We start from the raw sequence: 26996 nt of genomic DNA on the forward strand, positions 1-26996 counted from the left end.
AAGCCCCCCCCCTCAGAACGCCGAACGACCTAGATGCCCCAGGCCTCCAATTGCGCAAGATTCGCCTCCTCTTCGCTCGGCTTCGCCATGTAGGCGCGCAGATACGGAACGCCGAATCGCACGAGGCCATAGCCTGCCGACACGATAATCCCCTTGTCGATCAGCGACTGCCGTGCAGGGGCGACCTGCTGGGCCGTCTTCCCCATATGCTCTGCCACCGAACCTGTCGAAGACAAAAGGGAATTGTCTGCCACCTGGGCCATGGCCCTCAGATACGCGCGTTCTCTTTCACTCAGCTCGCCAAGAAGGGGCCGCAGGGCTCGACGCTCGTAGGAATCGAGAGCCGCAGGCGCCACCGCCTCTACGACCGCTTTGTCAACGACGATCTCCCTCGAATCCCGCCGCGCCACCTGCTCGATCAGCTGGTAGCCGAGTAATTGCATCATGTACGGATGGCCGCTGCTCAAATGCACGAGTCGCCCGAAGGCATCCTGGCGTACCTCCAGCCGCTCTATCTTGTCAAAGGAGGCACGGTACGCTTCCTGCACCTCTTCCACATCCAAAAGCCCCAGCGGTTCATGCACCGACTGTCGCATGAACGTGCAGCCATCTTGGTGAATGATCGCCTCGTAGGAGAAGGGAAGGCCTGCTACCGTGAGGATGACATCAAGGCCCTTGCGAGATGCCATTTGAAACGCCTCGCACAGACTCGCAACCTCTTCGCGAGGCACTTTTTGAATTTCATCAACGGAGACGAAGAGGCCCTTTTTCTCCTTCTCGGCCGCCTTCCGAAGCAGCGATGCGAGATCTGCCATCTCATAGCGCGTTGTGCGAGCAGTGCTCTTCCCCGAAACGCTGCCGCCCGATCCGAGCACCTTGACCTCCAGAGAGGGGGAAACGGTCTCGGTTACCTCATCATAGCCCGCAAGCTCACGATGGAGCGCCTGGAGAGCCTGTTCAGCCCCGATGTCAATCGCCCTCCACCCGGAAGCAACAGCACGCATGGATAGCTGTTCCAGAAGAGCCGTCTTGCCACTGCCGCGCGTGCCGGTGAGGAACAGGGAACGATCGTCGCTGCCGCGCACCTCGAGCGCTCGATCGAAACGAGCCAGTAGCTCCTTGCGGCCGAAAAACGAATCGGGCTTGCCCCCGAATACCGGCGTGAATGGATTGTCGATCATCGAGTACCTCGCTTCGACCTCGCAGGATGGCCGTCGAGCGCTGGCCGTCCCTCTGAGAGCCATTCCAATTTTGTTCAGAGTATATCAGATATAGAATCTGGTCAAACTATACTAAATATAGTAAGTATAATTGTAATCCAGAATATATCGACTCCGTCTCCCATGGCGCACAAGAAAGCGAGGTCTCCCCATGGCCGATACCGTTCTGTTCCTGGAATATCCCAAGTGCTCTACCTGCCAGAAGGCGAAGAAGTGGCTCGATGCGCAGGGCGTGACTTACACCGACCGCGACATCGTGACCGATAGCCCCACCGCCGACGAGCTGCGGCAATGGCACGAGCGCAGCGGGCTGCCGCTGAAGCGCTTCTTCAACACGAGCGGCATGCTCTACCGCGAGATGGAGCTGTCGAAGAAGCTGCCCGACCTGTCCGAGAAGGAACAATACGCCCTGCTCGCCACCAACGGCATGCTCGTGAAGCGCCCGCTGCTGGTAACCGCCGCCACCGCCATCCCCGGCTTCAAGGAAGCCGCCTGGGAGGAGGCGCTGGGACAGTAGAATCGTGCGAGGGGCGCCCCTCAGGCGGCGCGCCCCTCGCGAGCTCCCATCCGGTTCGGGCACAGCATCCGCTAGAGCAGCGTCTACCAGCGGCTGTGGCTAGGAAATCACCGGCGGCTCGGGAATGCCGCAGGTGTCGCTGGGCATCCCGGGGAAACTCAGCAGGTCCACCACGGCCTGCCAGCTGGGATTCTCGAGGCCGGCCACGATGGAGCCGATGATCGCCATGCCCACCGCGAGGATGATGAACCCCACGGCGATGCAGGCCACCGCCACCAGGTGGACGTTCTTCCAGGTGAGCCAAGGGAGCTTCTCGCTAAGATTCATGGACGGTCTCCTTTCCGACGAAGGCGGCCGCGCCCTCTTCTTTCACCTTCACAAAGGGCGCCTTGGCCTTCGCGATCCACTGGCGCGACACTTGCATGAGCGTCTTGCTGGCGGCCACGGCCCCGTGCAAGCAAAACAGCCCCAGACCGAAGCAGAGAAGGCCCGATCCCAGCTCGAACACACCATAGGCTGGCTGACCCACAGCCAGCGCCCATAGGCACACGCCGATGCCGAGCGGGCCGCCCGCCAGCAATCCCGCTGCCAACAGCCACAGCCCCAGGATGAGGCACCAAATGGTCAGCAGGCCCGCCAGCACCAGCATACCGGCGGCGAGCAGCAGCGTGAGCCACAGCGGAGATCCCAAAATGACGAGCGTCCAGTACAGCGCACGGTTCCTCTGCTTAGTGCGCACCACGGTCCGCGGCACCACGGGCAGATCGGCGATGGTGGCCCGTGCGGCGGCCTTCGGATCGTCCAGCTGGGCCGTGGCCTCTTCCTCGGTGAGGCCGTCGGCGACGCGATCGTCGATCATCTCGGTGTAGAAGGCCACCGACTCCTCGATTTCACCCTCGGGCAGGCAGGCGAGGGCCGCCCGCAACTGGGCAAGGTATTCCTGCTTGTTCATGATGCAGCTCCTTCAGTTCGGAGGTCTTTCGTCGGCGATGGGGCAGACGGGGCAGCTGGGACGGTCGCCGCGGCAGTAGTCATGGCGGTCTCGGTGATCCCAGTGGACGCAGACGGCGCAGATGCGGCAGCCAGAGCGGGCGCAGCAGGCACAGCGGCAGCTGCGGGCACGACCGTCACAGGTGCACCGCCGACCGCGGCCTCGCGCACGAAGCGGTAGATGGCCTCCACCTCGTTCCATTCCTCGATGAAAGCCTCCACGCGAGCGCGGCCCTCGGTTGTGATGCGATAGTACTTGCGCAGCCGCCCATTGTGCTCGGCGGAGCGCACGGCAATGCAGCTCGCGCCTTCCAGCCGCTTGAGCAGCGGATACAGCGTCGATTCCGTGAGACCCAGCGACGGCGGCACGTCTTTGATGATCTGGTAACCGTAGGATTCCCCGCGGCTCAGCACCGCGAGCACGCAGGCCTCCAGAAACCCACGCTTCATTTGAGCGTCCATCACGCCTCCTCTCTCATTCGCGGCAAATACCCTTTGTTGCATGATACTATGTGTTGCATAGTATATTCGGGAGCGTCGTCTGTCAAGGGAGGATTTCCTTAAGATTCGCTGAAGAAGACGGAGCGGCAACCAAAGCGCATCGCGAATGCGGAGCGTGCGGGGCCGAGCGGAGCCGCCGAAAGGGAACGGCCGCTGGACCCAGAGAGGTCGCCGGCAAGCGGATGCGGAACCTTCAAGCGAGAAAACCGACTGCCTCGATGAATGCTATCATGGGCTGCAACACATACCGCGCCCCGTCCCTTTCCCGCCATCCCGAGGAGCCCCATGATTTCCTTCGAGAACGACTATTCCACCGGCGCGCATCCGCGCGTCCTTGAAGCCTTGGCCGCCACCAACCTGGAGCCTGCTCCGGGCTACGGCACCGACCGGTTCTGCGCGAGCGCTGCAGAGCGCATCCGCGCTGCCTGCGCCGACGGCACCGCCGACGTGTTCTTCCTCGTGGGCGGCACGCAGACCAACGCCGTGGTCATCTCGTCGTTGCTCGCCGGCTACGAAGGCGTGATCGCAGCCGACACCGGGCACATCGCGGTGCACGAGGCGGGCGCCATCGAGGCCACGGGCCACAAGGCGATCGCCCTGCCCGAGCACGATGGCAAGCTGCGGGCCGCCGAGGTGGAAGCCTACCTCGAGGGCTTCTACGCCGACGCCAACTACGAGCACATGGTGTTCCCCGGCATGGTGTTCATCGCGCACCCCTCCGAGCTGGGCACCCTGTACTCGCTGGCCGAATTGGAAGAGCTCTCGGCCGTCTGTCGCCGCTTCCACATTCCCCTCTACCTAGACGGCGCGCGCCTCTCCTACGGCCTGGCCGCCCCTGAAAGCGACGTCACGCTGCCCGACATCGCGCGCCTTACCGACGCCTTCTACATCGGCGGCACCAAGTGCGGCGCCCTCTGCGGCGAGGCGGTGGTGTTTCCCCGCGGTGGTATGCCGCGTCACTTCCTCACCCACGTGAAGCAGCATGGGGCACTGTTGGCGAAGGGGCGCCTGCTCGGCGTGCAGTTCGACACGCTCTTCACCAACGGCCTCTACGGCGAGGTAGGACGCACCGCCATCGATGCGGCCGCCGAGCTACGCCGCATCCTGAGCGAGGCCGGCTGCACTTTCTTCCGCGAGTCCCCTACCAACCAGCAATTCGTCATTTTGGAGAACTCCCAGATGGAGGCCTTGGCCGAGCGCATCCGTTTCAGCTTCTGGGAGCGGGTCGACGACACCCACGCCGCCATCCGCTTCGTCACCAGCTGGTCCACCACCGCCGAAGACCTCGCCTTCCTGGAAACCGCCCTCGCCGCCACTCTCTAGGTGGAGCGCGACAGCCTACAACACCCCACCGCGCCGAAGCGCTGCCGTCAAAAGCCCCGGCGCAACAACGCAGAACGGCCCAACATCTCCCGAAGGCAGCTCGACCCCTCCTTCAGTGGCGCATTATTGCGTTTCTGGCGCATACGCTCCATCTGGAGAGCATTCCAGCGCCTCTTCCGCTGCCGAATTTGCACCAGAATCGAACTTTCGCACCAGATTTCGCCCCCTCGCCCTCCCGAACCAAAATTCGTTGCACCAAAAACGCCATTTTGCTCCACCAAACAGGGTCGCAGCCGTGGTTGTCCTCACGCCCTCTCCCACCGAAAGCAGCCCCGTGCCGACAAACGAGCCCTCGCTTCGATGGAAGGCCACGGCATCGGTACGGTGGTTGTGGGACGTTGAGGCGCTCGTCACATGCAAGGGCGTCGACAGGGAGAGCCCCGGAATGCATTCCAAAACACGGTCGCGCGCTTGGCACACTTCCGACAGCGATGGCGCCTGGGCAGGATACGATCGGCTTCGCACAGGATGCTGCCTTTGGGTGGACGGCATAGCTAGGAGTATTTCCAAAGCCGTTGCGTGGCTGAAGCAAACAATTTGAGCGGAACGAGCGGAAGACGGGCGAACCATGGCGCACTCCTCTCAGGTCCGTGGTGAGAGGATCTTGCGAATCTGGAATGCGAAGGCCCGGACACAGCCTCCGAGCGTGGACTGACGAAAGCAGGATTCGCACTGGCTCGTGGGCATCGCAGTGTACCACGAGCCCGCGTAGCCGTCACGAGGTTTTTCCACGATCCCCTCGCCATTTGCCCATGCGCTGCTTCCACACCCCAAATCTGGCGCATTTTTTCGAAATTGGTGCATAGGGCGTCTCCGAAAGTCAATCCCAACGTCGTGGCGGCGTTTCAATTGCACCAAAAACGAAAGCTTGCGCCATTTCCTCCAAGGAACGACGCTTTGTGCGTCTAGAGATGCACCGAAAGCGCCAAAACGCGCCACACGCGCGCCATTTCGCAGTGCGCGGACCACCGCGAGACGCATCACCTCGCAGGATGCACAAGGCAGCCGCCCGGATCGCGACGCTGGCGGCCCAAGACGCACAAGGCAGCCGCTCGGAGCGCGACGCCGGCGGCCCAAGGCTCGCATCCTACCCGAGGTTGATCTCGCGATGGAGCACTTTCGTCAGCACCAGATAGTAGATGATGCCAATGACAATAAACGCCACGCCCGCCGTGAGAACCACCTCACCGACCGAGAGCATGATAACGAAGCACACAAGCGCGCCCAATGCCGGAAAGATCAAGTGCATGAACAGGGCCTTCACACCCTTGCGCTGCTTCAGCTGGAACCAGCAGAACGCGATAACGCTCACATCCAGCATGGTGTAGGTGAAAAGGGCGCCGAAGCTCGGAATCTTCGCCACCGTGTTCATGTTGATACCGCTGAAATGGAAGATCAGCGTCAGCACCACAGATAGGGCGATAATGAATAACACGGCGTTGAGCGGGGAATTCGTCCGCTTGTCCATCTTCGCCATGAACTTCGGCAGACAGCCGCCCTTGGCCATGGTGAACATAACGAAGGCGATGGAGTTCTGCTGGGCAATGGCAGTGAACACACCTTGGGCCACTGCCACGCCCACGGCGCACAGGATCATGAGCCACGGGCCGGCGGCCATCTTAGCCACTGCGTAGAAGGCATTGTCGGTGTCGCCGGCAAAGCCCGCCCCGGTCGGATCGACGCAGGTGGCGATAAAGCACTGGGCCACATACAGCACGCACAGTATGATCGCCATCACCATCATGGCCCGCGACGGACCGTGCTGGGGGTCCTTGGCCTCCTGAGTCAGCGTGGCGATGGCGCCGAAGCCCACGTAGGACATCACGGCCAAAGACACGGCCGACATGGTGCCGCTCAGCTCGAACTTGTCGGGATTGAACACGTTGGTCGGCGAGAAGCTGGCCGTCTCGGGATGCTGCGCCACGAATGCGATGCCGAAGCCCACGAACAGGGCCAGAATGACCAGCTGGGCCGCAAGTGCCACCTTGTTCACCACCAGGGCTGTCTTCATGCCGATAACCGACACCGCGCCCGCGACTACGAGGAAGGCGAAACACAAGGCCAAGATGGGGATACTCGGCACCATGGAATGAATGGCGATGGCCGCAATGAGGTACACCAGTGCCGGGCTGACCAGGTACTGCAGCAGCATAAGCCATCCGGCGATGAAACCCATAGCCCTGCCGAACACGTGGCTCACGTAGGTGTAGATGGAGCCCGACGAAGGGAAGTGCCTGATCATGATGCCGAAGGAGAACACCGAGAACAGCACGGCCACAAAGCCAATGAGGAAGGCCAAGGTGGGCATGCCGCCGGAATCGGCGAATACGCCGCCGTAGATAGCCATGGGGGAAATGGGCACCATACAGATAAGGCCCCAGACCACCATGTCCTTCACCGTGAGGGTCTGCTCGAAGGGGCCGCCGCTCTTCTGCTTCGTGGCCACAGCCGACTCCGTCGCCTTCTCGCCACTGCTCTCACGCATCGACAAGCGGGCGGCCTTTCCCGGATCTACCATCGTCGCCGACGGCATGCCGCCTGTCACGGCCGCGACTGCCGCAGGGGCCTTTGCCGGGACGCCCGCGGTCGTCTTTACGTTGCTGCCCATGAAGAACACCTCTATCCTGACCGGCCGCTCCCCGCGCCCGAGGCGCGGCCCGCTTCGCTACTAGCTACGTACCGTCGGCCGCCTTCGCGCCGCGCCCACAGCGTCAGCACCCTCGGCATCCGCCGCAGGCACACTTGCTTTTTCGGATCCTCGGACGCATGGGTTCCATGAATTCATTCCATATCCTGCGCTCTTCCTGGGCATTTAGGTGACTCCCACGGTTTTCGTTGCCCCGCCGTCATCGATTAGTTATCCGCTGCTTTTCTTGTCTCCATCTGGGCATCTTCGCAAAAAAATGACTGCAGAGGACACCCTTTGGCACCTTCCGATTCACCATCTGGTTTCAAACGGGAAAGATGATGAGATGCCGTTGAAATCCGTGTCATGATGAGTCCGTGACGCCGGCCACGTGATGCGCGGGGGCCTCGGGACCCAAAAGCCTTCGAGACGGCCCGGGCTGGACGGCGGCAGGTAAGACGGATTCAAGCGAGCAAGGAGGCTCCCATGGACAAGTACATCTGCGATGTGTGCGGCTACATCTACGACCCGGCGGTGGGCGACCCCGACGGCGGCATCGAGCCCGGCACGGCTTTCGAGGACATTCCCGAGGATTGGGTCTGCCCCGTCTGCGGCGTCGGCAAGGACGACTTCTCCCTGTACGAGGAGTAAGCACCCGCCGCTCGCGGATTCGCGGGCGCACGGCGCGAGAAGTGGCGCACGTCCGACGCAGTGTTCTCCAAGGCCGTTCGACGCCGATGACTACTGCAATGCAGCCGACAACGACGCGGGCGCCCCTTTCTCGGAGCGCCCGCGTTTCGTTTCAGCAATGGGAAGACCGAGCACCCTGCGAAAGGCTACCGGTCCTTGTTGGAGCACAGAAGCAGGATGCCGGCCACCAGCGAGCAGAAGATCAGCGTGCACACCCCGAAGGCCACGGTGTTGGCCTTGGTGCCCTTGTAAATGCCCCAGCTGATAACGGCCATGGGAATCATCCACGCCAGCGGGATGATGAGCCAGCACGAGCCCACGAGCGACAGGATAACGAAAATGAACGCCACGAGGCGCAGCGTGCGATCGGTGTCGGTCATGGGATACAGAGCCGCGGGCGCCGCCGGAGCCACGGGCTGGGCGTACACCTGCTGATAGGCCACCTGCGGCTGCTCGTAGCTGGCCTGGTAGGGCTGCTGGGCCTGATAGGACTGCTGGGGCGCGGCCTGATAGGACTGCTGACCCTGGTAGGGATCGTAGCTTTCACCCTGCGGCGCATTTTGCGATTCGGTCATAGCAGATACCTCCTGTATCGAAATGGTCTACCGCCAGTATAGCCGCTTTCCCTCCTTCCGTCCTTACACGACGGCTTTCAATGTCGTAAGAAAGCGAAGGCCCGCCGGAAGCGGGCCTTCGCCAAGGGGAGGGCGAGAACATGTGGGTGCAGGCGGCGCACCCCGCGAGGGCGGCGACGGGGGACGCGTCCCTTGGAAGCGGTGCGAAACCGCACGGCCGCCCCGATGCCGACTAGAGCGCGGCCACGTGCTTGCCGGCGAGGTAGCCGCCGGTGATGGCGCGGCCGATGGAAAGGCCGAGCACGTCCATGGGGTAGTCCACGCCGCCGTAGAAGCAGCCGGACACGTTGCCCACGGCGAACAGGCCGTCGATAGGGGTGTGCTCGCGTCGCTGCTGCGACGAGCATTACCCGTCACAGGGCGCCGTCACGTCGCTTGCCAAGCCTATCGTTGGAGGCTCGGTGGACACGAGCCTCATCCCGCGACGCCCGCTCGGCCCTCCTCGAGCAGAAGCATAAGCCGCTGGAACTACCCTACGGCCAAGCGGACGGAGCCTGCAGGAAACGCCACAGCCTCCTTCTTCCGAGGCGTGATGCGAATCTCTACGTCACACCCGAGGGCATCGGCATAACGCGATAGCGTGCCGATGCGCAGCGAAGACGTCCTGCCGTTCTCGATATCGGATACGCGATTCTGCGAGATACCCGCCGCAGAAGCGAGAGCCGTCTGAGTCATGCCCAGCGTCTTGCGAATCTCCTTCAGCTTGTATTCCTCCACCGCCTCGATCATCTCCGCTTTAAGCCGATCGACATTTTGCCGGTCAGCACCAAGCGTTTCCATGTATTCGCTGAAGCCCATCTCAGCCATCTTTCTTGCCTTTCTCGCTCAACCACCTCAAATGCTCGTCATACCTTTCGTCGGCAATGGGAATGGCCTTTTTGTACCATTCGCCCCATTTATCGCGCCTTGACTTCTTCCTTTCCACCATCCCGCTCTTATCTCCGCCCAGAAGAAGGATGGCTTTTCTCCGAGGATCAAAGGCGAAAAGGATGCGGAACTCCGACATACCCGGCGACGGCGGCCGCAGCTCCTTCATGTTCTTGTGCCGAGACGCCGTCACGGTATCCACAAGCGGACGTCCCAGCGCAGGGCCGAATTCCATAAGCACCTCAACAGCAGCCGTCACGCAGTCCCTCGTCTCAGGGTCAAGAGAGGCCAGCCATTCGGTTACATATGTATAATCCACGGTCCACATAGGCAAAATATAACATATTTACGATACTATTTCCAGGAAAGTGAGGTCCACGCTTTGAAAGCGGAAGCCTGCATCCGCAAGTTCTTACGAGACCCAACCGAGATGCACGCACCGCAAAAGCGATTAGCGCTCATCTCCGTACGTGCTCTTACATCTGGCAAACACGGCCGACAGGACGGCTACTTGGCCCTCCTTGTCGGGAGCGATGCGCATGCGATCGGGCCACGCTTCGGCGAGCAGGGCCTCGGCGTCGTCAGCCAGGTAGTCGCGCACCACGACGAGCGCATGGGGAAACACCGCAGAGGGGCCCTCGGCGAGCAGGGCCACGGCCTCGGTCAGGCCGCCGCCGCGCCAGATTTCCAGACGGCCCAGCTCGTCCACGACGAGCAGGCCAGGGCACCGAAGGCGGGGCGACCCTTCCGATTCGGGGGCAGATTCTGCGCAGGCCAGAGAGCGCAGCTTCTCGAAGTGGGCGTTCACGTGCTCGATGGCCGCGTCGGATATATGCCAGGCCAGTTCCGCCCGGGCGGCCTGGGAGTCCTTATCGAAGGTGCCGTCGGCGCGGGCCAAATCACCCCGGCGCGCGAAGGGAACACGCTCGCCGACGGGCAAGAGCACGTTGTCGATGCCGAGCTTCTCGTAGCCGTTTCCGTCGGCGCGCTCCCCCGCCGAGGCCACCCACTGCCCCGGCGCGAGCGCCCCAGCGCACGGCACGCCGCGCTCGGCCAGATCGGCAACGAGCCCCTCCAGCCAACGCGTCTTCCCTATCTGAACCTCGCCTGTTAAAAGAAACAGCATCCGAAAACCTCTCGCATTCGCCTCCCCATCGCGCCCCCGCCTCGTCCTACGTTTCGGCAGCAGAACCCACGCGGGGAAAGCCCCTAGACTTCAGGGTTGCGCAGAGCGGCCATAGTCAGCGCCTCGCCGAAGAACTGGCCCGCGCCGTTCTTCACCGCGAACGCCGCCTTCTCGGGATCGGCCACCACACTGCCGGCCAGCATATCTACGCCCCAGCGGAACAAAAACGGCGCCATGACCACGCTCGGTCCCACGAGCACCGTCGTGGCCTGCGCCGACAAGTCCAGCAGGCGGGGAGCCGTCTTGTTAATGAGGGTGACCCCAGTCATGAACACGTAATCGGCCTCGGGCACCACGTACTCGCACGCCGGATCGGGCACGTCGTTTGCCTGGCTGCACTTCCGCTCCAGCACGGCGAGCTGCGCATACTCCTCGATGCGCTCCACGTGGGGAAAGTGCCCCACCACGACCACGCGCGCGTTGCCGCCAGCAGCAGCAATGCGCGGGCGATACATCTCGAAGGCGTCCATCTTGCGAATAGTTCCGTCGGGGACCTCCACCGCGGCGTCGTAGGTGCACCCGAGGGGATCCAACAGCGCGCGCTGAGCGTACCAGGCGTTCAGGGCGGCCACACCCAGGCTCGCCTCCTCGAAGCACCACGACTTCGCCAATTCCGCCATCTCGCGCAGCGGACGGCCACGGAAGTCATCGGCATACCGGCGCCGGGAGCCGCCGCTCGTCGTGAAGCTCACCCCCATGCCGCTGTCAGCGGTCACATAGGACCAATGGGTGCCCAGGCACCAATCGCGCACGAGCACCTCTTCGGGAATGCCGGCGATCAGATGGTTGTACAGCTTCCACGGCGTGTTCGCGCCGAAGGTGTCGGGGAATCGCGTCCCCGTCATCTCGCCGGCACTGCAGCAATCTCGGTCGGGACATCCCATGGCTCCGCCTTTCCACGTTTTCTCTTCCTCCTACTATAGTACCTTATTATTCTCACTTGTAAATTATACTCAACTAAGTATATAATCACCTCGCTCATCATCGAGACCGGATTCAATAAGAGAGAGGGGGGTACATCGCCGTGGGCCACACTGTCGCGCTGCCTCGGCACTCCCACGCCACCGCGCGGGCGCGCTGCGTTGTCGCCGGGCTCGCGGCGCTCCTCGTGGTGGCGGCCACCGTGTCGCTTCTGCTCGGGCGCTACCCCATCTCCCTCGCCGAGGCGGCGGCCATGCTCGCCAACCTCGTCGTACCCCAGGAGCCCATCTGGTCCGACCAGCAGGCCACGCTCTTCTTCAACGTACGCCTGCCCCGCGTGCTGCTCGCCCTCATGGTGGGCTGCTGCCTGGCCGTGGCCGGCGCCGCCTACCAGGGCACCTTCCAGAACCCGCTGGTGTCCCCCGACATCCTGGGCGCTAGCCAGGGAGCCGCCTTCGGCGCGGCCGTGGCCATTCTCTTGGGCCTCAGCTCCGTTATGACCTCGGTGTTCGCCTTCGGGTTCTCGCTTCTCACCGTGCTTTTAGTGCTGCTCATCAGCGCGCGGGCCCGCGGCAACCACATGATGGTGGTGGTGCTCGCCGGCGTCATGGTGTCGTCGCTGTTCCAGGCCGGCGTCTCCTATGCGAAACTCGTGGCAGACCCCACTGACGAGCTGGCCGATATCACCTACTGGCTCATGGGCAGTCTCACCGGCGCCAGCATGCGCGACATCACCATGGTCTTCCCTATCATGCTCTTAGGCTGCGCCACCCTGTTCGCCCTGCGCTGGCGCATCAACATCCTCACCATGGGCGACGACGAGGCCGCCACCATGGGCGTGAACGCCAAGCGCACCCGCATCGTCGTCATCATCGCCGCCACCCTCGTGACAGCTGCAAGCGTCTGCGTCACCGGCATGATCGGCTGGGTGGGACTCATCATCCCCCATCTGTGCCGCATGCTCGTGGGCGCCGATTACCGCCGGCTCATCCCGGCCTCCATGCTCATGGGCGCGACGTTCCTGCTCATCGTGGACGACATCGCCCGTCTGGCCACGACCGCCGAGATTCCCATCGGCATCCTCACGGCCTTCGTGGGCGCACCCTTCTTCCTGTACCTCATCACCCGGAAGAAGAAGCTATGAGCATTGAAGTGACGAACCTGAGCTTCTCCTACGGAAGCCGCGAGATCTTGCGCGACCTGACCTTCTCCATTCCCGACGGCACGCTCGTGAACGTGCTCGGCCCCAACGGCGTGGGCAAATCCACCCTATTCCGCTGCATCCTGGGGCTGGACCCCGGCTATACGGGGCATATCGCGGTGAACGGGAAGGACCTGAGGCGCCTTTCCATTCGCGAGCGCGCCCGCGAGATCTCCTATATTCCGCAGTCCCATGCGCCGGTGTACGACTACGAGGTGGTGGACGTGGTGCTCATGGCCACCGGCAACGACCTGAAGATGCTCGCCACCCCCGGCCCGGCCCAGCTGGAAAGGGCTCACGAGGCGCTCGCCCGCATCGGCATCGAACACTTGGCCCACCGCACCTACACGCAGATCTCCGGCGGCGAGCAGCAGCTCGTGCTCATCGCCCGGGCGCTCGCCCAGAACGCCCGCACCATCATCATGGACGAGCCCACGAGCGCCCTGGACTACGGCAACACCATGCGGGTGCTTTCCTGCGTGCGCCAACTCGCGCGCGAGGGGCTCTCCATCGTGCAATCGACCCACAACCCCGACCACGCCTTCCTGTACTCCGACGCCACCATGGTGCTCGCCGAGGGGCGGCTTGCGGCTTTCGGCAACCCCCACGAGGTCATCACCTCCAAGCTCATCAGCGAGCTGTACGACCTCGAGGTGGAGGTCAATTCCCTTTACGGCGACAAGGTGCGCGTCTGCGTGCCCGTTCGCGAGATAGAACGTTCCTGACTTGGGAGGAAAGGAAACCACATGTTGAGAACCTTGAGGAACAAGGGCCGCGCGCTGGCCAGCGCCACCGCAACGCTCGCCCTGGCCGGATGCCTGGCATTCGCGCTTGCCGGCTGCTCCAGCAGCGACGGCGCCGACGGCTCCGATGCGCCGGCAACCCCCGCCGTCGAGCAGAAGGTGGACGCCGATGCCGAGGCGGCCGCCGACGCTGCGGGCACCATCACCTTCACCGACGACCTCGGGCGCACCGTGGAGCTGCCGGCCCAGATCGACAAGATCTGCCCGTCGGGCTTCACCGCCCAGCAGGTGCTGCTCACCATGGCCCCCGACAAGATGGTGGGCCTGGCTCAGGAGCTGACCGACGACCAGCTGAAGATCTTCGGCGAGAAGTTCGCCGACTACCCGGTGTTCGGGGCCGTGCTCGGCGCCACCGACAGCCTGAACCGCGAGGCCGTGGCCGCCGCCGCACCGCAGGTCATCATCGACACCGGCGAGGCCAAAGAAGGGGCCGAGGAAGACCTGAACGCCCTGCAGGAGCAGCTGGGCATTCCCGTGGTGTTCATCGAGGCGAAGCTGTCCGACTACGGCGCGGCCTACGCGCGCCTGGGCGAGCTGCTCGGCATGGAAGACCGCGGCAACGAGCTTTCCGCCTACTGCGACGACGCTTACAAAACCGTGGAGACTGCCATGGCGGGCATTCCCGAGGACCAACGCGTGCGCATGGCCTACCTGCTCGGCGACAACGGCCTGAACGCCATCGCCAAGACCTCGTTCCAGGGCGCCGTGATGGACATGGTGGCCGACAACGTGGTCGTGGTGGACGACGTGTCCGGCAAGGGCAACGGCAACGAGGTGAGCCTCGAGCAGATCGCCCTGTGGAACCCCGACCTCATCATCTTCCAGACCGGCAGCATCTACGACACCGTGGGCGACGACCCGGCCTGGGCCGGCATTGCCGCCATCGACAACGACAACTACTACCAGGTGCCCAACGATCCGTGGTGCTGGATGAACAACCCGCCAGCGGTGAACCAGCTCATGGGCCTGCAGTGGCTGCCGCGCCTTTTGTACCCCGACGCCTTCGACGACTCCATCGAGGACGTGACCCGCGCATACTACAGCACCATATACCACTACGCCCTCACTGACGAGGAGCTGAACGACCTCATCAAGGACGCCGTGCGGAAGTAACGCCGCAACCTTGCGCTTCCCCAATCGAGGGGGCGCCTCACCACGTACGCAGGCACCCCCCCCCGACGCAACCCCGCGCTATCGCGCCGCCTTCACCCTGGGGGAGCGATGCTTGTACCGCACCCCTGGTCGGCGAACAGCTCCACGCCCGTCAAGGGCGCGGCTCGCGGGTAAGGCGCAGGATGTCCTCGCGTGAAGAGATGTTGAGCTTCCGGTAGATGTTGTGGATGTGGGTGCGCGCCGTGTTGGGCGATATGAACAGGGCGCTGGCGATGTAGGATCCGTTGTGGCCCTCGGCCAAGTACGTGAGGATCTCCCGTTCGCGGGCCGTCAGGCCGTGGGCGTCGGCGAGCTCGGCGCAACGGCCGGCAAACCCCCGAGGCTCGCATCCTCGTGCTGCATCGGGCAACGAGGCCTCCTCGGCCCCCGCAGCCGGGGCGCCGCTCCCAACCGCAGGAACCGGAGACGTCTCCCCAGAAGCCCCCGCATCGCCGAGGATCCCATCCGCCTCGGAGCGACGACGCACGTGGGATACCAGCACGAGCGCGAAGGCGTAGAGCGTGGTGGTGAGGGTGACCGTGACGGAGATCATCTCGTCGGGAAGCGCGCCGCCCACCTGCTGCCCCAGAAACGAGGCACCGCAGAACGCGCACAGCGCTACCGAGAACACGAGGTCGGCCGAGAACTCCCCCGCATGGGCCACGGCGCAGAGCGTGGCCAAGGTGAGCACGGCCGCCATCGAGTACAACCCGTAGGTGAGCCAGTCGGACGCCCCGCCGCCCCATCCAAGCGTGGCGGTAATGCTGACGCCGGCAAGCACGACCAGGGCGAAGATGGGGAGAAAAGTCTGCTGCAGGCCCCCGGAAAGCAGAAACGGCCCGCGCTTCAGCAACGCAAAGGCCACAACTCCCGCGCCCGACAGCGCCAGGGCCCCCAAGTAGGCGCCCTGCCCCTCGTTGAAGGCCGTGCGCATCACCGCCATGGCGAAGGCGAAGGCCACCAGCCCCAGGCTCGGCATGCCGGCCACATCGAACAGCGACGCCAGGGCGGGCCGGTCGGCAGCGGCGGGCTCTCCTTGCGAAGCAGGCGGCTCGTGCACCGCGAGGGGCACCACCGCCGCTACGGCCGAGCACACGAACAGCAGCCCCAGCATTCCCTCCAACGGGAGCCATCCGTACAGGAAGCACAGGACGGCCGAGAGCGCCGAAGCGGCGCCGACCACCACCAGGGCCAGACGGATGGACAACCGCCGTGCGCACACGCGGCCCCACACGAGCGCCATCCCGCAGTCGGCCACCGCGGCAGCCGCTCCGAGCAGCAGATAGACCGTCGGGATATCGACGGCGAAGTAGCAGGCAAAACCGAAGCCGAGGGCGCAGCAGAGGTACGCCACGGCCGCCACGGCCCCGAGGGCCATGAAGGGCAGCGGACGGGAACGGCGCAGGCTCATCGCCGCCAGCACGGCCGCGATCAGCGTAGCCACCAGAAGCGTCGTCTCGGCGAACATCCCCATGAAACCTGCAGGGCCCAAGGCCAGGCTGAAGACGGGGAAGCGCAGAAAGCTGATGACCGTGCCGGAGTAGATGAGCAGCGACGAGAACAGGCAGCCCAACCCGAGCACGAGAAGAGCCAGCATCCCGCGTGACGGATCGGCGCCATCCCCATCGCCGCGGAAGGGACGAGGGGCCCGCGGCACTGCGTCGGGCATATCGGCGGACTTCGCCATAGCTCGCTCTTTTCTCCTTGTGCGCAGCAGCGCCGGCAACCCTGTCGCCGAGAGCCGTCGCCTGCGCGCTCCCTCCCAAAGCACCGCCAGATCGCGTGGGGCGAGGCGGCGCGACCACTGGAGGGCATTATAGCAGCCCTGCGGCCAATCAACTCTCCCTCGCATTCTCCCACCTGGTGTTTTGCTGATCTCAACCACCAAAATACGTAAAAGCGTTGAGACGGCCATCACCGTCTGCGGGGGAAATATCGACGCTTTTGCGGATAGAGACGATCCGTTGCGCCTGCCATGATGGGGCACGAGGCCCGACCGATACGTCGAGCCGCCGATTCCGATAGTCGATTGATAAGGAGAGGGAATCATGGAACTGTCTCGTAGGAACTTCCTCGCCGGCGCCGGTGCCGCCGGCATGCTGGGCGTGATGGGCCTGGCCGGCTGCGCCCCCGAGACCAAGGAGACCGCCTCTGCCGGAGCCGCCGAGGGAGAGCTGAGCGCTACGGGCGCCGCCGCCACACGCCCCGACTACTACATGTGCGACGAGGACTGGCTGGGAGAGGCCCCCGAAGTGGCGGCCGACGCCATCACCCAGACAAGCGACTTCGATGTCGTGGTGGTCGGCGGCGGCCACGCCGGCACCCAAGCGGCGCTTGCGGCAGCCCAGGCCGGTGCGAAGGTGGCCGTCATCGAAAAGCACAACGACGGCGAGATCGTCTACCGCGGCGATGACATCTGCTCCTACAACTCCCAGCTGCTGCAGAGCTGGGGCTTCGGACCTTACGATCTGGACGAGATCGTGAACGAGTACGTACGCCGCGCAAACGGCCGTTGCAACACCGAGGTCATCCGTTCGTTCGTGTACAACTCCGGCGAGATGATGGACAATCTGGCCTCGCTCATCCCCGACACTTCCAACGTGTTCGATTATGCCGGCAACGAGTGCATCGTGCAGATTGCCTACGACAAGCCGAATGGCTCGGACTATCCCGTGGAAATCTCCGGCTACAAGATGTGGGCCTCCACCGTGCAAACCGTGGGCACCCAGAACGCGCAGCCAGTGGGCAAGGCGGGGCTGACTGAGGTGTCGCGTCTCACCGAGATCGAAACCTACTGCCGCGACGCCGCCGAGGATCTGGGCGCTGAGTGGCATTGCGGCATGACTGCCGTGCGCTGCCTGTCGGACGACTCTGGCGCCGTGACCGGGGTTATCGCCGAGGACGCCGACGGCAACTACGTGCAGTTCAACGCTGCCAAAGGTGTCATTCTGGCCACAGGCGACTTCGGTGCCAACACCGATATGGTATGGGAACTGTGCTCGGAATGCGCCGAGAACGCCATGCGCCACGGCGTGGATCGCGAGATGCTCACAGGCATGACCGACTGCGACGGCTCAGGCCACAAGATGGGCTGCTGGGCCGGCGGTGCCATCGAGAGCCATCCGCGTCCTGTAGCCGGCGATGCACCCTCCATTTCGTTCGGCCCCTGGGGATCCACGCCCTGCCTGTGGCTGAACTGCAAGGGCGAGCGCTTCATGAACGAATCCTTTGCCGGCCTGGTGCTGGCCCAGTCCGTGCGCCAGCCCATCAACCTGGAGGGAGCCATGCAGGGCAACTTTGCCATCATGGACAAGAAGCACATGGACTACATCAAGGCGGGCGGCCTGGATCACGGCGCTCCCAACTGGGGATTCCCCGAGGGTATCGAGGAATATCAGACCCAGATGGATGCCGCCGATCCCGCGGCCGGCACCGTGACGGTGCGCGGTTTGGAAATCGCCAACCGCGGCATGGCCATGACCAACGACGTGTTCGTGGGCTCCACGGTGGAGGAAGTGCTCGCGAACGCGGGCCTGGAAGGCGAGGCGCTGGAGAGCGCCAAGGCCGCCGTCGAGCGCTACAACGAGCTGTGCGCCGCCGGCAAGGACACCGACTTCGGCAAGCCGGCCGACAACCTCATCCCCATCGACGAGGCCCCCTTCTACATCGCCGCCCAGAACACGCCGAACCTGTACGGCCCGGGCCTGAACACGCTGGCCGGCCTGTGCGTGAACGGCAACATGCAGGTGCTGACCGCCTCGAAGAACGATGTGATTCCCGGCCTGTACGCCGTGGGCAACACCATGGGCGAGCGCTATGGCAACGCCTACAACTGCCCCTCGGCCGGCAACAACATGGGCAACGCCATGACCAGTGGCCGCGTAGCCGGCAAGCACGCCGCCGGGAACTAGGCGCCGATCGGACCGAGGCGGCCTGAAAGCCGTCCGTCTCGATCCAAGGTCGACATCCGCCCCCGAACTTCACCCTCCCCTTACGCGCCCCGCATTCCCTCCCGCGGGGCGCGTCCTTTTTTTGCCAGAACCAGGCAGCCTGACCCAAGGGGCGGCCTGAAGAACGTCCCATCATGATGACATGCGGGCGACGCCTTGCCAACGCCTCAGCCCCTCTCGACCAGCGCCCCAGACGGTCTCTAGAAAGCTATGGCAGCTTCTCGCCCAACAAGAAGTCGAAGAGATTCATGTGGCGGACGCCTTCCTGCCCATAGTCCGACCGGTCCTTCGTGATGAGAACCCGCGGATGGGCGTCCCTCAACTTCGCGAAAGGCGCAAGCTCCCGCTGAAGAACTGCAGGGTCGGCCACCGTCTCGCTCACCTGGATGTAGTGGAGCGCTCCTTCCCGCTGCGCCACGAAGTCGATCTCGCAGCCGGGAAGCGTTCCGACACTTACCTCGTAGCCCCGCCTGACGAGCTCAAGGTACACCATATTCTCGGTAACGTGACCATGATTGCTCTGTCGAAACCCGATGACGCGATTTCGCAGCCCCGGATCCACGACATAGTACTTCCCGTTGGTGCGCAAGCGCTCCTTCCCCCGTATGTCGAAGCGATCGCAGCGATAGAGCAGGTGAGCGCTCTGCATAAGGCGCAGGTAACTGTCGACGGTTTCGGCCCCCACCCGGTGGCCGCCCGATTTCAGCGCCCGTTCAATGGCCGAAGCCGATGTCAAGTTCCCGATGTTCTCCAGGACGAAGGACGCAACGCGCACGAATGCGGCCTCGTTGCGAATTCTACCTCGCAGGATAATGTCGCGCGTGAATACCGACTCGTAAATACCGTCGAGAAGGGCCTGCTTGAGCGCCTCGTTGGGAGCAAGGGCCACAGCGGGAAACGACCCCTCCCGCAGCCAAAGTTGATAGGCCCCCTCAACCGCCCGGGGGTCGGACGCCTCGACACTGGTAAATTGACAAAACTCTGCAAGCGACAACGGGAATACGGGCACGCTCACATACCTTCCCGCCAAATACGTCGACTCCTCTCCCGCGAACATGCGAGCGTTCGATCCCGTCACATAGATGTTCAACCCGAACTCAGCCCTAAGCCCGTTGATAGCCTTTTCCCATCCTTCAAGCTCCTGCACCTCGTCAACGAAAAGGTAGGACTGGCTCTGTTGTCGCGCTCGCTCGCCGACAAAGGAAAGAAACGCCGAGGTATCCGTAAGGGGAGCATTTGAGGGCAACTCGAAATCAATATAGATGATGGCCTCGGGAGAAACGCCCTGTTCCACCAAATCATTGCGCAACTGCTTGAGCAAAGTCGATTTGCCGCACCGGCGTACGCCCACGATGACTTTTACTACCTCGGACGAGTGCAGATCGCGAAATTTGTCCATGTAGAACGGTCGTCGAATCATGGTATCGCCCTCCTTGCCCGTTAAAGCGGTCCTTGTAGCCGACGGTGCTATTTTATCTTGCTAGTAATCGGATAAATCCCGAATTTCGAAAATTTTCCGACTAGTAATCGGAAAACCTTCGAAAACGGGGCATTCTACGAATAGAAACCGGAAGCCCATTCTCTGTCCAAAGCGCCCAAGCCATTTCCCCGAACCATACTCACAAGTGCGCGCTTCTGCTCGCCGAGGGCCCTAAGCCGTTCAATGCGCTCCCCAGACGCGATTTCGCTCTCCCCACTCCTACCAGTCAATCTCCTCGTAGATGAAGCCCTGCTGCTCGAGGCGAGCGAACAACTCCTCGGGCGTAACCGCCTCCACCTTCGAGGCGGCGAAATCCTTCACGTTGCGCGTGACGATGTAGTCGGCGCCTATCTTCTCGGCGCAGCGAGCCACCAGACAGTCCTCGAAATCGTTCCATCGTGCGCGAAGGGCCACCTGAGCATCCTCGGGCGTCACGCTCACAAGCTTCAAGAACGACAGGTTGTTCTCCAGCATAGCCTGGGCCCCGTTACTTCCGAAGTCCTTCCGCAGCAGATAGAACAAATCCGTCAGCATGCTCACGCTGATGTAGGTGTTCGCTTCTCCCACAATGCCGAGCAGGCACGCGCGCCGCGACAGCTCGTAGAAGGGCTCGCGTCGCTGGATGTGGTCGAGCACGATGTTGTTATCGAGCATCAGTTCCATAGCGCTCCCCCAATCGCTGGGCACGAACCTCGTCGTCGGAAAGCGCAGGACCTGTCGTATGGCAGGCGTCGAACGCGGCGACGCGACGGCGGATCTCCTCACGAGAGGGCTTTTCCTGAGCCTCGAAAGGCAGCGCGTCGTGGCGCACCGCGTAATCGAACAGACGCCGCACTGCCGCCGAGGGCGTGTAGCCGCACCTTTGCATGACTGCGGTCCCCTGCTCCTTCACCGCGCCGTCCAAACGCACCGTGAGTACCGATTCCATGGCGACCACCTTTCGTATGACATGTCATACATTCTAGATGGCAGAAGAACCGCTGTCAAGAAAGAGGGGCTGCATCGGATCACCGCACAGCCCCTCCTCACCTCCTTGTCGCTCAGCCCAAAAGCGCCGTTACCTTCCCCAGGAGGGGCTCGAAGGAGACGCCGCGGGCCTCGAAGTCGGGTTGTTTGGCGGACACCACCATGGCGTCGGCGGTGAAGTCGGCGGCGAAGGCCGTGGCGCAAGCCAAGTCGCGACCGGCCATGGCAGCGGCCAAAAGCGTGCTGGCGAACACGTCGCCGGTGCCGTGGAGCATATAGGGGAGTTTCGCGTTGGTGGTCTCGGTGAAATCAACCGAATCACCCCACACGTAGTTGTGGATGAGGCCGTCACCGTGCTCGATACCCTTCAGCACCACGTTCTTCGCGCCGCGCTCGCGCAGGGCCCCCATGATAGATCGCACGGTCTCCCCGTCCACGTCGGCGCCTTCCCATTCGCGACCCAGGATAATGGCAGCCTCGGTGAGGTTCGGCGTGAGAATGTCGGCCCCGTCGGCCAGGGTGCCCATGGCGGCCACGAGTTCGGTCGTGTAGGTGGGGTACACCTTGCCGTGGTCGGCCATCACCGGATCCACCACGCGCAGCGCGTCCGGGTAGGTGTCCCACACCTGCTTGATGATGTCCACCTGCTCGGGCGCGCCGAGAAAGCCCGAGTACACCGCATCCAACTCCACGCCGATACCCTGCCAAGCGGCCAGATAGTCGGAAAGAATGTCGGTGGTGTCATGCATGTACCAGCCGGGGAAGGCCGTGTGGCTGGAAAACAGGCCCGTGGGCACCGGGCACACATCGCAGCCGGCCGCTGACAACACGGGAATGGCTACGCCAAGCGAGCACTTGCCGTAGCCGCACAGGTCATGGATGGCCGCCACGCGGGGAATATAGGCCTCGTGTCGCTCGTAGAGGGCCGTTGCCTGGGGCGCATGGGTCATGGGAATGCTCCTTCCACTGGGTAATCGCAACCGATTCTACCCTTTGCGCCGCAGGCACGACCCTAGGTTTTTCCGAACGCCAGCGAACTGTTAGCGACCAGAGGCCAAGGCAGAGCCGCAGTCGCCGCCCCGTCGCGGCGACCGACGGGACCCCAACAGCACATCGGCAGAGCAGACAGCGGAACGGCGGAGCGAACCGCCGCTCCCCTTCCCGCCCCGTTCGCCCTACCTTAGTCGAGGGCCGTCAGAAACGCCCTTTCGGCAGGAATGTAGGGGGTCATCTGCTTATCGGCTACGCATTCCACGCAGTCAGACTGCACGAGCCGCAGATAACCCCAGTGGTAGGGAGAGGTCATGTACTTGCCCAGGAACGTAGCGGCCGTATCGAAATCGCAGTCGTAAACATAGTTCCACGGCACCGCGCCGCTGGAGTCGAAAACCTCGGAGATCTGCGTATTCACCAAGCCGGGGACATACTCCCCCACCTGCAGCACCCGTTGGGTCATGGCCTCGACCATCTTGGGAGCCACGCCTTCCACCAGGTGCATGAGCATGATGCGATGGCACGTGCTGTCGCCACCTTTGAGGTTGGCCTGTCCGGGGCCGTAGGCGAGGAACGTGACGTCGGCGGCCAGGGACGAGTCGGACACGGCTTCCCGCAAACTCTCCCACGACGGCGATCCAGCGGCCTCGTCATAGGCGGTGCGGTCGGCGAAAGCCAACTCGCAGAACAAATCCCCCGCATTGGTCGGAGAATCGTCGGGCACGATGTCGCACAGCCACGCCGGCGCCACAGCCTCACACGCCGCCCGAGCCTCGTCGCGCATCACCGTCTTCTCTTCAGGGGAGACGCCCTCGTTGAACGTCACCAGATACAGGGCATTAATCATCGGTTCAGCACCTCCACATCAGCCTCGCTGGAGAAATAGGAACGGTCGCGCGATTCAAGCTGCTCCTCAAGCTCGCGCCACCAGGCGGTCACGCTGGGATCGCCGTAGGCGATGGCCGCCGCCAAGGAGCCATAGCCCTCGAAGGACCAGATGAACTCGAGCGTGTTATTACTCGCCGGATCCGTGAGCCATAGCGGCGGAGCCACGATGGCGTGCTCAAGGGCCATGCCCTTCTCGGCAGCAATAGCCTGGAAGCGTTCCAGGTAACGATCGTACACCGCCCGGCCCTGACCCGGTTTCGCCACCAAACGGTCGATGAGGTAGATCATCGGCGCGGCGGCCTCTCCGCCAGCAGGGGCCTCGGCCTCCTTCTCGCTCCCCGTTTCCGCAAGCTCCGGCTCTGCTACCGGCTCGGGCCCCGGCTCCGGTGCCGTCGTTGTCCCGGCGCAACCGCCGAGCACGCCCAGAGTAGCCGCTGCGCAACCCGCCGCGGCACCGACCTTGAGAAATCCCCTGCGCGTTACTGTCTGCGTCTTTCCCATGCATCCTCCAATCTTTTCTCCAACCCGATTCGCCGGCGCCGGCCATGGCGGCCTGGCATCGCCTTCGAAAAAGCGCTAGAATCAACGGTCGATGAGGGCTGGGGAGCTTCCCATCACCGGGTCTTCCGCCGACGAATCGGACACCTCGGATGCTACGGCCTGGGCAGTCGCGCGTCGATCTCGCAAAACTGCTTATAGAGCCGCCAGGGGTCATCCGAAACGGACGATTTTGAACGGAGGGGCCATGCAAGTGCATTTGCAATCGAAGAGCGTCGGATTCTCGCACGCGCTCAATATCGCCGCCATCGACGCGGTAATCTGGGTCTGGTTCTACCAGATGTCCCACGCTGCCGGGGCATCCTTTCTCATGCCGGAAGGCAGCGGGCCGTCCCATCGAGAGCTCTTTGGGCTACTCGCCACAACTATTATCCTGTTCTTGAAATGGGATCGCTTTCCGCGCCGCTTCCATATCGCAGCGCCCCTCACCACGAGCGCCCTTTGCGGTCTGCTTGTGGCTATCGGCTTCCTCGATCTCCACAGCGATCCTCTGCGCAGCGCCCTCGTGGGCGCCCTTTCCATCGGATCGTTCTCCTGCCAGCTCCTCCGTTTCGAGAACCTCGAGCGCTCCGACAACATCCACGGGCTCGCCTTGGCGCTAACCGCGTCCCTCGTGCTGTTCTACGGACTCAACCTTCTGTTCACCCAGTCATCGCCGGCCCTCCAAGGCACCTTCATTATCGCGGCACCCTGCGTGCTTCTCGTGAACCTGAGGGACAGCGTTGCCCCCACCACCAACCTGCGCCCGCTCTCGCTGCGCTCCCTCGCCGTCGTGCCCAACATCCTCGTCGGCATCTTCGGCGTGGCCGGCGGCTTCGTGTTCGTAGTCGGCACCCTCAGCACGCCCACGGGACTCGGCGATCTGCTCCAGAACCCCATCCCCACCTACCCGGCTATGCTGCTGCTTTACATGGCCCTGGCCATCATTGCCGCCTCGGGCCTGCGCTTCCCCAAAGCTGCCTACTTTTCCCTGGTCAACCTCTCGTGGTCTCTGGGAACCTTCCTCGGAACCACGACGCTGCGCGCAGGATTCCAAGTGCCCGAGACCCTCTCGCTCGTCCTGGCTGCAGCCAGCATGATGAGCTTCTTTCTCTTCCAAAGTACCTGGATCGACCGGCCGGAGAACAGGTCGACCACGACGGCACAGCGCATCGAGGACGTGGCGGCCCAGCACGGCCTCACCAAGCGGGAGATCGAAGTGGCGGCGCTCCTCCTGGAGGGTCGCAGCCTGCGCCGCATCCAGGCCCAGCTCTTCATTTCCGAGGGCACGGCAAAGACCCACGTCAAGCACATTTACGCGAAGCTGGGGGTTCACACGAAGCAGGAGCTGATCGATCGGCTCGGCGCCCCCCGCTAGCGGCCAGCCGCAACCGCGGCTCGCGGATGCCCACCCCGTGGGATCTCTCGATGCCCCCCTAACGCTCGACCGTGCCCCGGATCCCCTAGCGGTTCTCGATGGCGCCGATGTTCTTCAGCGCGATCTCGATGCGGCCGTCCGGCGTGCTGAAGAATTCGATGAAGTCGGGGTTCTCGCCGTACTCGGCCGGAAAGGTCAGCTCGATGCCCGTGTCGGTGCGTATCTTGTGGTTCTTGGTGACCCGCTTCGCCACGGCCTTCTCCACCACCACGCGCTCGGGAATGGCCCCGGCGTCCACCGCGCGATCGAAGCGCTCCTGGAGCACCGGCTCGTCGGCGAACACCTCGCGTCCCAGCTCATGGGCGTCCACCTCGTCGGAGTCCTCGGCGTTCTCGGCCACGTAGGACTTCGCGCGGGCGAGCGCCCGGGCCGTGTTCGCCCCGTATTCCTCGGCCACTTCCTCCACCACGGTGGTCACGGCCTCGAGCACTTCCTTGCTCGAGGCCTCCATGGAGCACTGCAGCAGGCCGTCGGGAATGAGCCAACGCTTCTCGCCGGCAATCTCGCGCTCCTTGTCCACGAACCACACGGTCATGGCATCGCCGTCGATGAGCGCGAACGACGCCACCTTCTGGGACGGATTCGGCAGAATGGCATGGTGCCGCGCGATGGTAGTGGCCGCATCGCCGAAATCGTTGGAGCCCACCTCGTGCATGTAGGCCTGACGGGCCTCCAGCAATATGATGGCGAAGTACCGCGTGCCGCGGCCCTTGAAGGCGGCCTCGGCCTCCTCGTCGGTCATCTCGCGCACCGTTTGGTCCAGGTCGCCCTCGAAGTCGATGACGAGCAGGTCGCACGAGGGCGTCTTCTCCATACGCGACAACTCGCCCACGAAAAACTCGCCGATCTGCCGGGTAAGCCCCACGAAGTCGCGCTCGCCGCGGAAGTAGGCCCGCAGCTCCTCGGCGAACAGGCTGTTCTCGGCGAAGGTGCCGCGCTTGCTGTCCAGATTGCCCACGGCCCGCTTGGCCTGGCTCGTCACGTAGCGCTTCGCCGTCTTGTTGCCCAAGTCCATCTCCGTCTGGGCGAACACGTTCACACAGGACACGAAGTCAAACACATGGAGAATGGCCTTGTTGATGTTCATGGAGCTCCTTCTGTTGAGTTTCTTCTAGCGGGTCTCGAACCAGATGTTCAGATCGGCGTCGGTGTCGATGCCGGGCACGGTACCCTTGTTGGTGTACTGCCACAGGGCGAACGCGTAGGGTGCCGTCGGCGCCTCCACCCCGTATTCTGCCAGCCACAGGGGCCACGCGCGGCGCTCCTCTACGGTCAGACGGCCCAAATCGCTCTGATTGCCATAGACCATGGGCTCAAACCCCGCTTCGGCCACCGTGTCACAGAAGGCGCGCGCGTTGGCTGCGAACTGCTCCGCCGGCAAGTCGTTGGCCCGGGCCCCCTCGATATCCACGGGTTCGTGGTCGTAGGCAACGAATTGGAAGGAGGCCCCCTGCTCCATGGCGACGCGCAGCTGCTCGATGGCAAAGGCCGCCTCTTCACGAGCCTCGTCTTCATTAACCGACTGGGAGAAGAAATAGGCGCTCAGCGGCACACCGGCCCTCGTCGCTCCATCTACATTCTGGAAAAAGAACTCGTCCACGTCCAGCTTGCCCTCGGTAGCGCCGCGGTTGCCGATGCGCACGAAGGCGAACTGCGCGCCGGCCCCGGCCACCGCCTCCCAATCCATGGCGCGCTGGTGCTCAGACACATCCACACCCCACCGGGAACGCGCCTGATCTCCTTCGTAATAGACCGGCCGCCCCTCTTCCCACCGCAAATTCGCCCAATCATAGGGGCAGGGGATGTCGACCGGAGCCGCCGCGCCCGGCGCTCCGCCCGAGCCGCAGCCCACGAGCAGCGACGCTCCCGCGCACGCCGTCGCCACGGCAACCCCCAGAAACGCCCGGCGCGTGAGCAGGGCCGCGACCGGTGCGATCGCGGGTGCCGTCTCCCCTCGCTGCGCGGGGGCGCAGGAGCGCGGAGTCATGGTTCGTGCCGGCACGGTAGAGCCTTCTTTCCCAAAGAACTTAAAAACTGACGGCGCCTATTGTA

The 26996-nt window shown here is 63.6% G+C and carries 28 protein-coding genes; 8 read left to right on the forward strand and 20 right to left on the reverse strand.

Translation table 11 applies throughout. The features are described 5' to 3' along the window. Positions 1-29: 29 nt before the first annotated feature. Positions 30-1181 (reverse strand): ATP-binding protein, encoded by a 1152-nt coding sequence (locus C811_RS12205; RefSeq protein WP_016309951.1) that lies wholly within the window; start codon positions 1179-1181, stop codon positions 30-32. Positions 1182-1371: 190 nt separating this feature from the next. Here C811_RS12205 and C811_RS12210 point away from each other — a divergent pair, with 190 nt between their 5' ends. Next, complete coding sequence (locus C811_RS12210) at positions 1372-1737, forward strand: arsenate reductase family protein (RefSeq protein ID WP_016309952.1); 366 nt, start codon at positions 1372-1374, stop codon at positions 1735-1737. A 99-nt stretch (positions 1738-1836) separates the two neighbouring features. Here the strand turns inward: C811_RS12210 and C811_RS12215 are convergent, their stop codons facing one another. The 3 genes from C811_RS12215 to C811_RS16300 are packed head-to-tail and all read right to left on the reverse strand — an operon-like array spanning position 1837 to position 3189. Then, positions 1837-2064 (reverse strand): hypothetical protein, encoded by a 228-nt coding sequence (locus C811_RS12215; protein WP_016309953.1) that lies wholly within the window; start codon positions 2062-2064, stop codon positions 1837-1839. Further along, positions 2054-2689: a DUF1700 domain-containing protein gene (locus C811_RS12220; RefSeq protein WP_016309954.1), complete on the reverse strand. Its 636-nt coding sequence runs from the start codon at positions 2687-2689 to the stop codon at positions 2054-2056. Before C811_RS12220 ends, C811_RS12215 begins: the two co-directional genes overlap by 11 nt. Continuing rightward, complete coding sequence (locus C811_RS16300; RefSeq protein WP_016309955.1) at positions 2686-3189, reverse strand: PadR family transcriptional regulator; 504 nt, start codon at positions 3187-3189, stop codon at positions 2686-2688. The genes C811_RS12220 and C811_RS16300 overlap by 4 nt, the downstream gene beginning before the upstream one ends. Before the next feature lie 324 nt (positions 3190-3513). On the opposite strand from C811_RS16300, the gene C811_RS12225 reads away from it, so the two are divergent. Then, on the forward strand, positions 3514-4551 hold the full coding sequence (locus tag C811_RS12225) for a threonine aldolase family protein (RefSeq protein WP_016309956.1): 1038 nt from the start codon (positions 3514-3516) through the stop codon (positions 4549-4551). Between the two features lie 1147 nt (positions 4552-5698). On the opposite strand, the gene C811_RS12230 is transcribed toward C811_RS12225, so the two are convergent. After that, positions 5699-7219: an APC family permease gene (locus C811_RS12230; RefSeq protein WP_016309957.1), complete on the reverse strand. Its 1521-nt coding sequence runs from the start codon at positions 7217-7219 to the stop codon at positions 5699-5701. 504 nt (positions 7220-7723) lie between these two features. Between C811_RS12230 and rd the strand changes: the two genes are divergently transcribed. Beyond that, complete coding sequence (gene rd / locus C811_RS12235) at positions 7724-7888, forward strand: rubredoxin (RefSeq protein WP_016309958.1); 165 nt, start codon at positions 7724-7726, stop codon at positions 7886-7888. A gap of 185 nt (positions 7889-8073) precedes the next feature. On the opposite strand, the gene C811_RS15965 is transcribed toward rd, so the two are convergent. The 6 genes from C811_RS15965 to C811_RS12255 form a co-directional block, all read right to left on the reverse strand. Then, positions 8074-8502, reverse strand: a complete 429-nt coding sequence (locus C811_RS15965; RefSeq protein ID WP_016309959.1) for a hypothetical protein — start codon at positions 8500-8502, stop codon at positions 8074-8076. A gap of 232 nt (positions 8503-8734) precedes the next feature. Beyond that, positions 8735-8857, reverse strand: coding sequence for a hypothetical protein (locus tag C811_RS17180; RefSeq protein WP_022926592.1), 123 nt, complete (start codon positions 8855-8857; stop codon positions 8735-8737). A 173-nt stretch (positions 8858-9030) separates the two neighbouring features. After that, positions 9031-9369 carry a helix-turn-helix domain-containing protein gene (locus C811_RS12240; RefSeq protein WP_016309960.1) on the reverse strand — a complete coding sequence of 113 codons (339 nt, stop codon included), beginning with the start codon at positions 9367-9369 and terminating at the stop codon, positions 9031-9033. After that, on the reverse strand, positions 9362-9757 hold the full coding sequence (locus tag C811_RS12245) for a type II toxin-antitoxin system RelE/ParE family toxin (protein ID WP_016309961.1): 396 nt from the start codon (positions 9755-9757) through the stop codon (positions 9362-9364). The genes C811_RS12240 and C811_RS12245 overlap by 8 nt, the downstream gene beginning before the upstream one ends. A gap of 123 nt (positions 9758-9880) precedes the next feature. After that, the gene (locus C811_RS12250; RefSeq protein ID WP_016309962.1) at positions 9881-10555 is read right to left on the reverse strand and encodes a hypothetical protein; all 675 of its coding nucleotides are present in this window, start codon (positions 10553-10555) and stop codon (positions 9881-9883) included. Between the two features lie 83 nt (positions 10556-10638). Continuing rightward, complete coding sequence (locus C811_RS12255) at positions 10639-11499, reverse strand: DUF364 domain-containing protein (RefSeq protein ID WP_016309963.1); 861 nt, start codon at positions 11497-11499, stop codon at positions 10639-10641. Between the two features lie 140 nt (positions 11500-11639). On the opposite strand from C811_RS12255, the gene C811_RS12260 reads away from it, so the two are divergent. The 3 genes from C811_RS12260 to C811_RS12270 are packed head-to-tail and all read left to right on the forward strand — an operon-like array spanning position 11640 to position 14653. Further along, the gene (locus tag C811_RS12260; RefSeq protein ID WP_016309964.1) at positions 11640-12680 is read left to right on the forward strand and encodes a FecCD family ABC transporter permease; all 1041 of its coding nucleotides are present in this window, start codon (positions 11640-11642) and stop codon (positions 12678-12680) included. Further along, complete coding sequence (locus C811_RS12265) at positions 12677-13462, forward strand: ABC transporter ATP-binding protein (protein ID WP_016309965.1); 786 nt, start codon at positions 12677-12679, stop codon at positions 13460-13462. The genes C811_RS12260 and C811_RS12265 overlap by 4 nt, the downstream gene beginning before the upstream one ends. Before the next feature lie 21 nt (positions 13463-13483). Continuing rightward, the gene (locus C811_RS12270) at positions 13484-14653 is read left to right on the forward strand and encodes an ABC transporter substrate-binding protein (RefSeq protein WP_016309966.1); all 1170 of its coding nucleotides are present in this window, start codon (positions 13484-13486) and stop codon (positions 14651-14653) included. Between the two features lie 151 nt (positions 14654-14804). Here the strand turns inward: C811_RS12270 and C811_RS12275 are convergent, their stop codons facing one another. After that, positions 14805-16379, reverse strand: coding sequence for a helix-turn-helix transcriptional regulator (locus tag C811_RS12275; RefSeq protein WP_016309967.1), 1575 nt, complete (start codon positions 16377-16379; stop codon positions 14805-14807). 361 nt (positions 16380-16740) lie between these two features. Here C811_RS12275 and C811_RS12280 point away from each other — a divergent pair, with 361 nt between their 5' ends. Continuing rightward, positions 16741-18603 carry an FAD-binding protein gene (locus tag C811_RS12280; RefSeq protein WP_016309968.1) on the forward strand — a complete coding sequence of 621 codons (1863 nt, stop codon included), beginning with the start codon at positions 16741-16743 and terminating at the stop codon, positions 18601-18603. Between the two features lie 247 nt (positions 18604-18850). Here the strand turns inward: C811_RS12280 and C811_RS12285 are convergent, their stop codons facing one another. From C811_RS12285 to C811_RS16700, 6 genes are all read right to left on the reverse strand, one after another. Then, positions 18851-20062 carry an ATP-binding protein gene (locus tag C811_RS12285; RefSeq protein ID WP_016309969.1) on the reverse strand — a complete coding sequence of 404 codons (1212 nt, stop codon included), beginning with the start codon at positions 20060-20062 and terminating at the stop codon, positions 18851-18853. A 279-nt stretch (positions 20063-20341) separates the two neighbouring features. Continuing rightward, entirely contained in the window at positions 20342-20785 is a 444-nt protein-coding gene (locus C811_RS12290; RefSeq protein WP_016309970.1) for a type II toxin-antitoxin system VapC family toxin, read from the reverse strand. Beyond that, the gene (locus tag C811_RS12295) at positions 20766-21050 is read right to left on the reverse strand and encodes a type II toxin-antitoxin system RelB/DinJ family antitoxin (protein ID WP_016309971.1); all 285 of its coding nucleotides are present in this window, start codon (positions 21048-21050) and stop codon (positions 20766-20768) included. The genes C811_RS12290 and C811_RS12295 overlap by 20 nt, the downstream gene beginning before the upstream one ends. A gap of 112 nt (positions 21051-21162) precedes the next feature. Beyond that, positions 21163-22038 carry a bifunctional hydroxymethylpyrimidine kinase/phosphomethylpyrimidine kinase gene (locus C811_RS12300; RefSeq protein ID WP_016309972.1) on the reverse strand — a complete coding sequence of 292 codons (876 nt, stop codon included), beginning with the start codon at positions 22036-22038 and terminating at the stop codon, positions 21163-21165. A gap of 230 nt (positions 22039-22268) precedes the next feature. Then, positions 22269-22928 carry a hypothetical protein gene (locus C811_RS12305; RefSeq protein ID WP_016309973.1) on the reverse strand — a complete coding sequence of 220 codons (660 nt, stop codon included), beginning with the start codon at positions 22926-22928 and terminating at the stop codon, positions 22269-22271. Continuing rightward, positions 22925-23470, reverse strand: coding sequence for a hypothetical protein (locus C811_RS16700; protein ID WP_016309974.1), 546 nt, complete (start codon positions 23468-23470; stop codon positions 22925-22927). Before C811_RS16700 ends, C811_RS12305 begins: the two co-directional genes overlap by 4 nt. 244 nt (positions 23471-23714) lie before the next feature. Between C811_RS16700 and C811_RS12310 the strand changes: the two genes are divergently transcribed. Continuing rightward, positions 23715-24884, forward strand: coding sequence for a helix-turn-helix transcriptional regulator (locus tag C811_RS12310; RefSeq protein ID WP_016309975.1), 1170 nt, complete (start codon positions 23715-23717; stop codon positions 24882-24884). A gap of 85 nt (positions 24885-24969) precedes the next feature. On the opposite strand, the gene C811_RS12315 is transcribed toward C811_RS12310, so the two are convergent. Continuing rightward, entirely contained in the window at positions 24970-26031 is a 1062-nt protein-coding gene (locus C811_RS12315; RefSeq protein WP_016309976.1) for a nucleoid-associated protein, read from the reverse strand. 24 nt (positions 26032-26055) lie between these two features. Then, positions 26056-26946 carry a GH25 family lysozyme gene (locus tag C811_RS0103805; protein WP_016309977.1) on the reverse strand — a complete coding sequence of 297 codons (891 nt, stop codon included), beginning with the start codon at positions 26944-26946 and terminating at the stop codon, positions 26056-26058. Positions 26947-26996 lie beyond the last annotated feature (50 nt).

The sequence above is a fragment of the Adlercreutzia caecimuris B7 genome (assembly GCF_000403355.2).
In the GTDB taxonomy this organism is placed as follows: domain Bacteria; phylum Actinomycetota; class Coriobacteriia; order Coriobacteriales; family Eggerthellaceae; genus Adlercreutzia; species Adlercreutzia caecimuris.

Coding starts and splice junctions, on each gene's coding strand:
- C811_RS16300 (WP_016309955.1), bottom strand. CDS start 3,189: ATGGACGCTCAAATGAAGCGTGGGTTTCTGGAGGCCTGCGTGCTCGCG.
- C811_RS12240 (WP_016309960.1), bottom strand. CDS start 9,369: ATGGCTGAGATGGGCTTCAGCGAATACATGGAAACGCTTGGTGCTGAC.
- C811_RS12300 (WP_016309972.1), bottom strand. CDS start 22,038: ATGACCCATGCGCCCCAGGCAACGGCCCTCTACGAGCGACACGAGGCC.
- C811_RS12225 (WP_016309956.1), top strand. CDS start 3,514: ATGATTTCCTTCGAGAACGACTATTCCACCGGCGCGCATCCGCGCGTC.
- C811_RS12250 (WP_016309962.1), bottom strand. CDS start 10,555: ATGCTGTTTCTTTTAACAGGCGAGGTTCAGATAGGGAAGACGCGTTGG.
- C811_RS12305 (WP_016309973.1), bottom strand. CDS start 22,928: ATGATTAATGCCCTGTATCTGGTGACGTTCAACGAGGGCGTCTCCCCT.
- C811_RS12265 (WP_016309965.1), top strand. CDS start 12,677: ATGAGCATTGAAGTGACGAACCTGAGCTTCTCCTACGGAAGCCGCGAG.
- C811_RS12295 (WP_016309971.1), bottom strand. CDS start 21,050: ATGGAATCGGTACTCACGGTGCGTTTGGACGGCGCGGTGAAGGAGCAG.
- C811_RS12215 (WP_016309953.1), bottom strand. CDS start 2,064: ATGAATCTTAGCGAGAAGCTCCCTTGGCTCACCTGGAAGAACGTCCAC.
- C811_RS12220 (WP_016309954.1), bottom strand. CDS start 2,689: ATGAACAAGCAGGAATACCTTGCCCAGTTGCGGGCGGCCCTCGCCTGC.
- C811_RS12230 (WP_016309957.1), bottom strand. CDS start 7,219: ATGGGCAGCAACGTAAAGACGACCGCGGGCGTCCCGGCAAAGGCCCCT.
- C811_RS12255 (WP_016309963.1), bottom strand. CDS start 11,499: ATGGGATGTCCCGACCGAGATTGCTGCAGTGCCGGCGAGATGACGGGG.
- C811_RS15965 (WP_016309959.1), bottom strand. CDS start 8,502: ATGACCGAATCGCAAAATGCGCCGCAGGGTGAAAGCTACGATCCCTAC.
- C811_RS12245 (WP_016309961.1), bottom strand. CDS start 9,757: ATGTGGACCGTGGATTATACATATGTAACCGAATGGCTGGCCTCTCTT.
- C811_RS12285 (WP_016309969.1), bottom strand. CDS start 20,062: ATGATTCGACGACCGTTCTACATGGACAAATTTCGCGATCTGCACTCG.
- C811_RS12270 (WP_016309966.1), top strand. CDS start 13,484: ATGTTGAGAACCTTGAGGAACAAGGGCCGCGCGCTGGCCAGCGCCACC.
- C811_RS12290 (WP_016309970.1), bottom strand. CDS start 20,785: ATGGAACTGATGCTCGATAACAACATCGTGCTCGACCACATCCAGCGA.
- rd (WP_016309958.1), top strand. CDS start 7,724: ATGGACAAGTACATCTGCGATGTGTGCGGCTACATCTACGACCCGGCG.
- C811_RS12205 (WP_016309951.1), bottom strand. CDS start 1,181: ATGATCGACAATCCATTCACGCCGGTATTCGGGGGCAAGCCCGATTCG.
- C811_RS12315 (WP_016309976.1), bottom strand. CDS start 26,031: ATGAACATCAACAAGGCCATTCTCCATGTGTTTGACTTCGTGTCCTGT.
- C811_RS16700 (WP_016309974.1), bottom strand. CDS start 23,470: ATGGGAAAGACGCAGACAGTAACGCGCAGGGGATTTCTCAAGGTCGGT.
- C811_RS12275 (WP_016309967.1), bottom strand. CDS start 16,379: ATGGCGAAGTCCGCCGATATGCCCGACGCAGTGCCGCGGGCCCCTCGT.
- C811_RS12310 (WP_016309975.1), top strand. CDS start 23,715: ATGCAAGTGCATTTGCAATCGAAGAGCGTCGGATTCTCGCACGCGCTC.
- C811_RS12280 (WP_016309968.1), top strand. CDS start 16,741: ATGGAACTGTCTCGTAGGAACTTCCTCGCCGGCGCCGGTGCCGCCGGC.
- C811_RS12210 (WP_016309952.1), top strand. CDS start 1,372: ATGGCCGATACCGTTCTGTTCCTGGAATATCCCAAGTGCTCTACCTGC.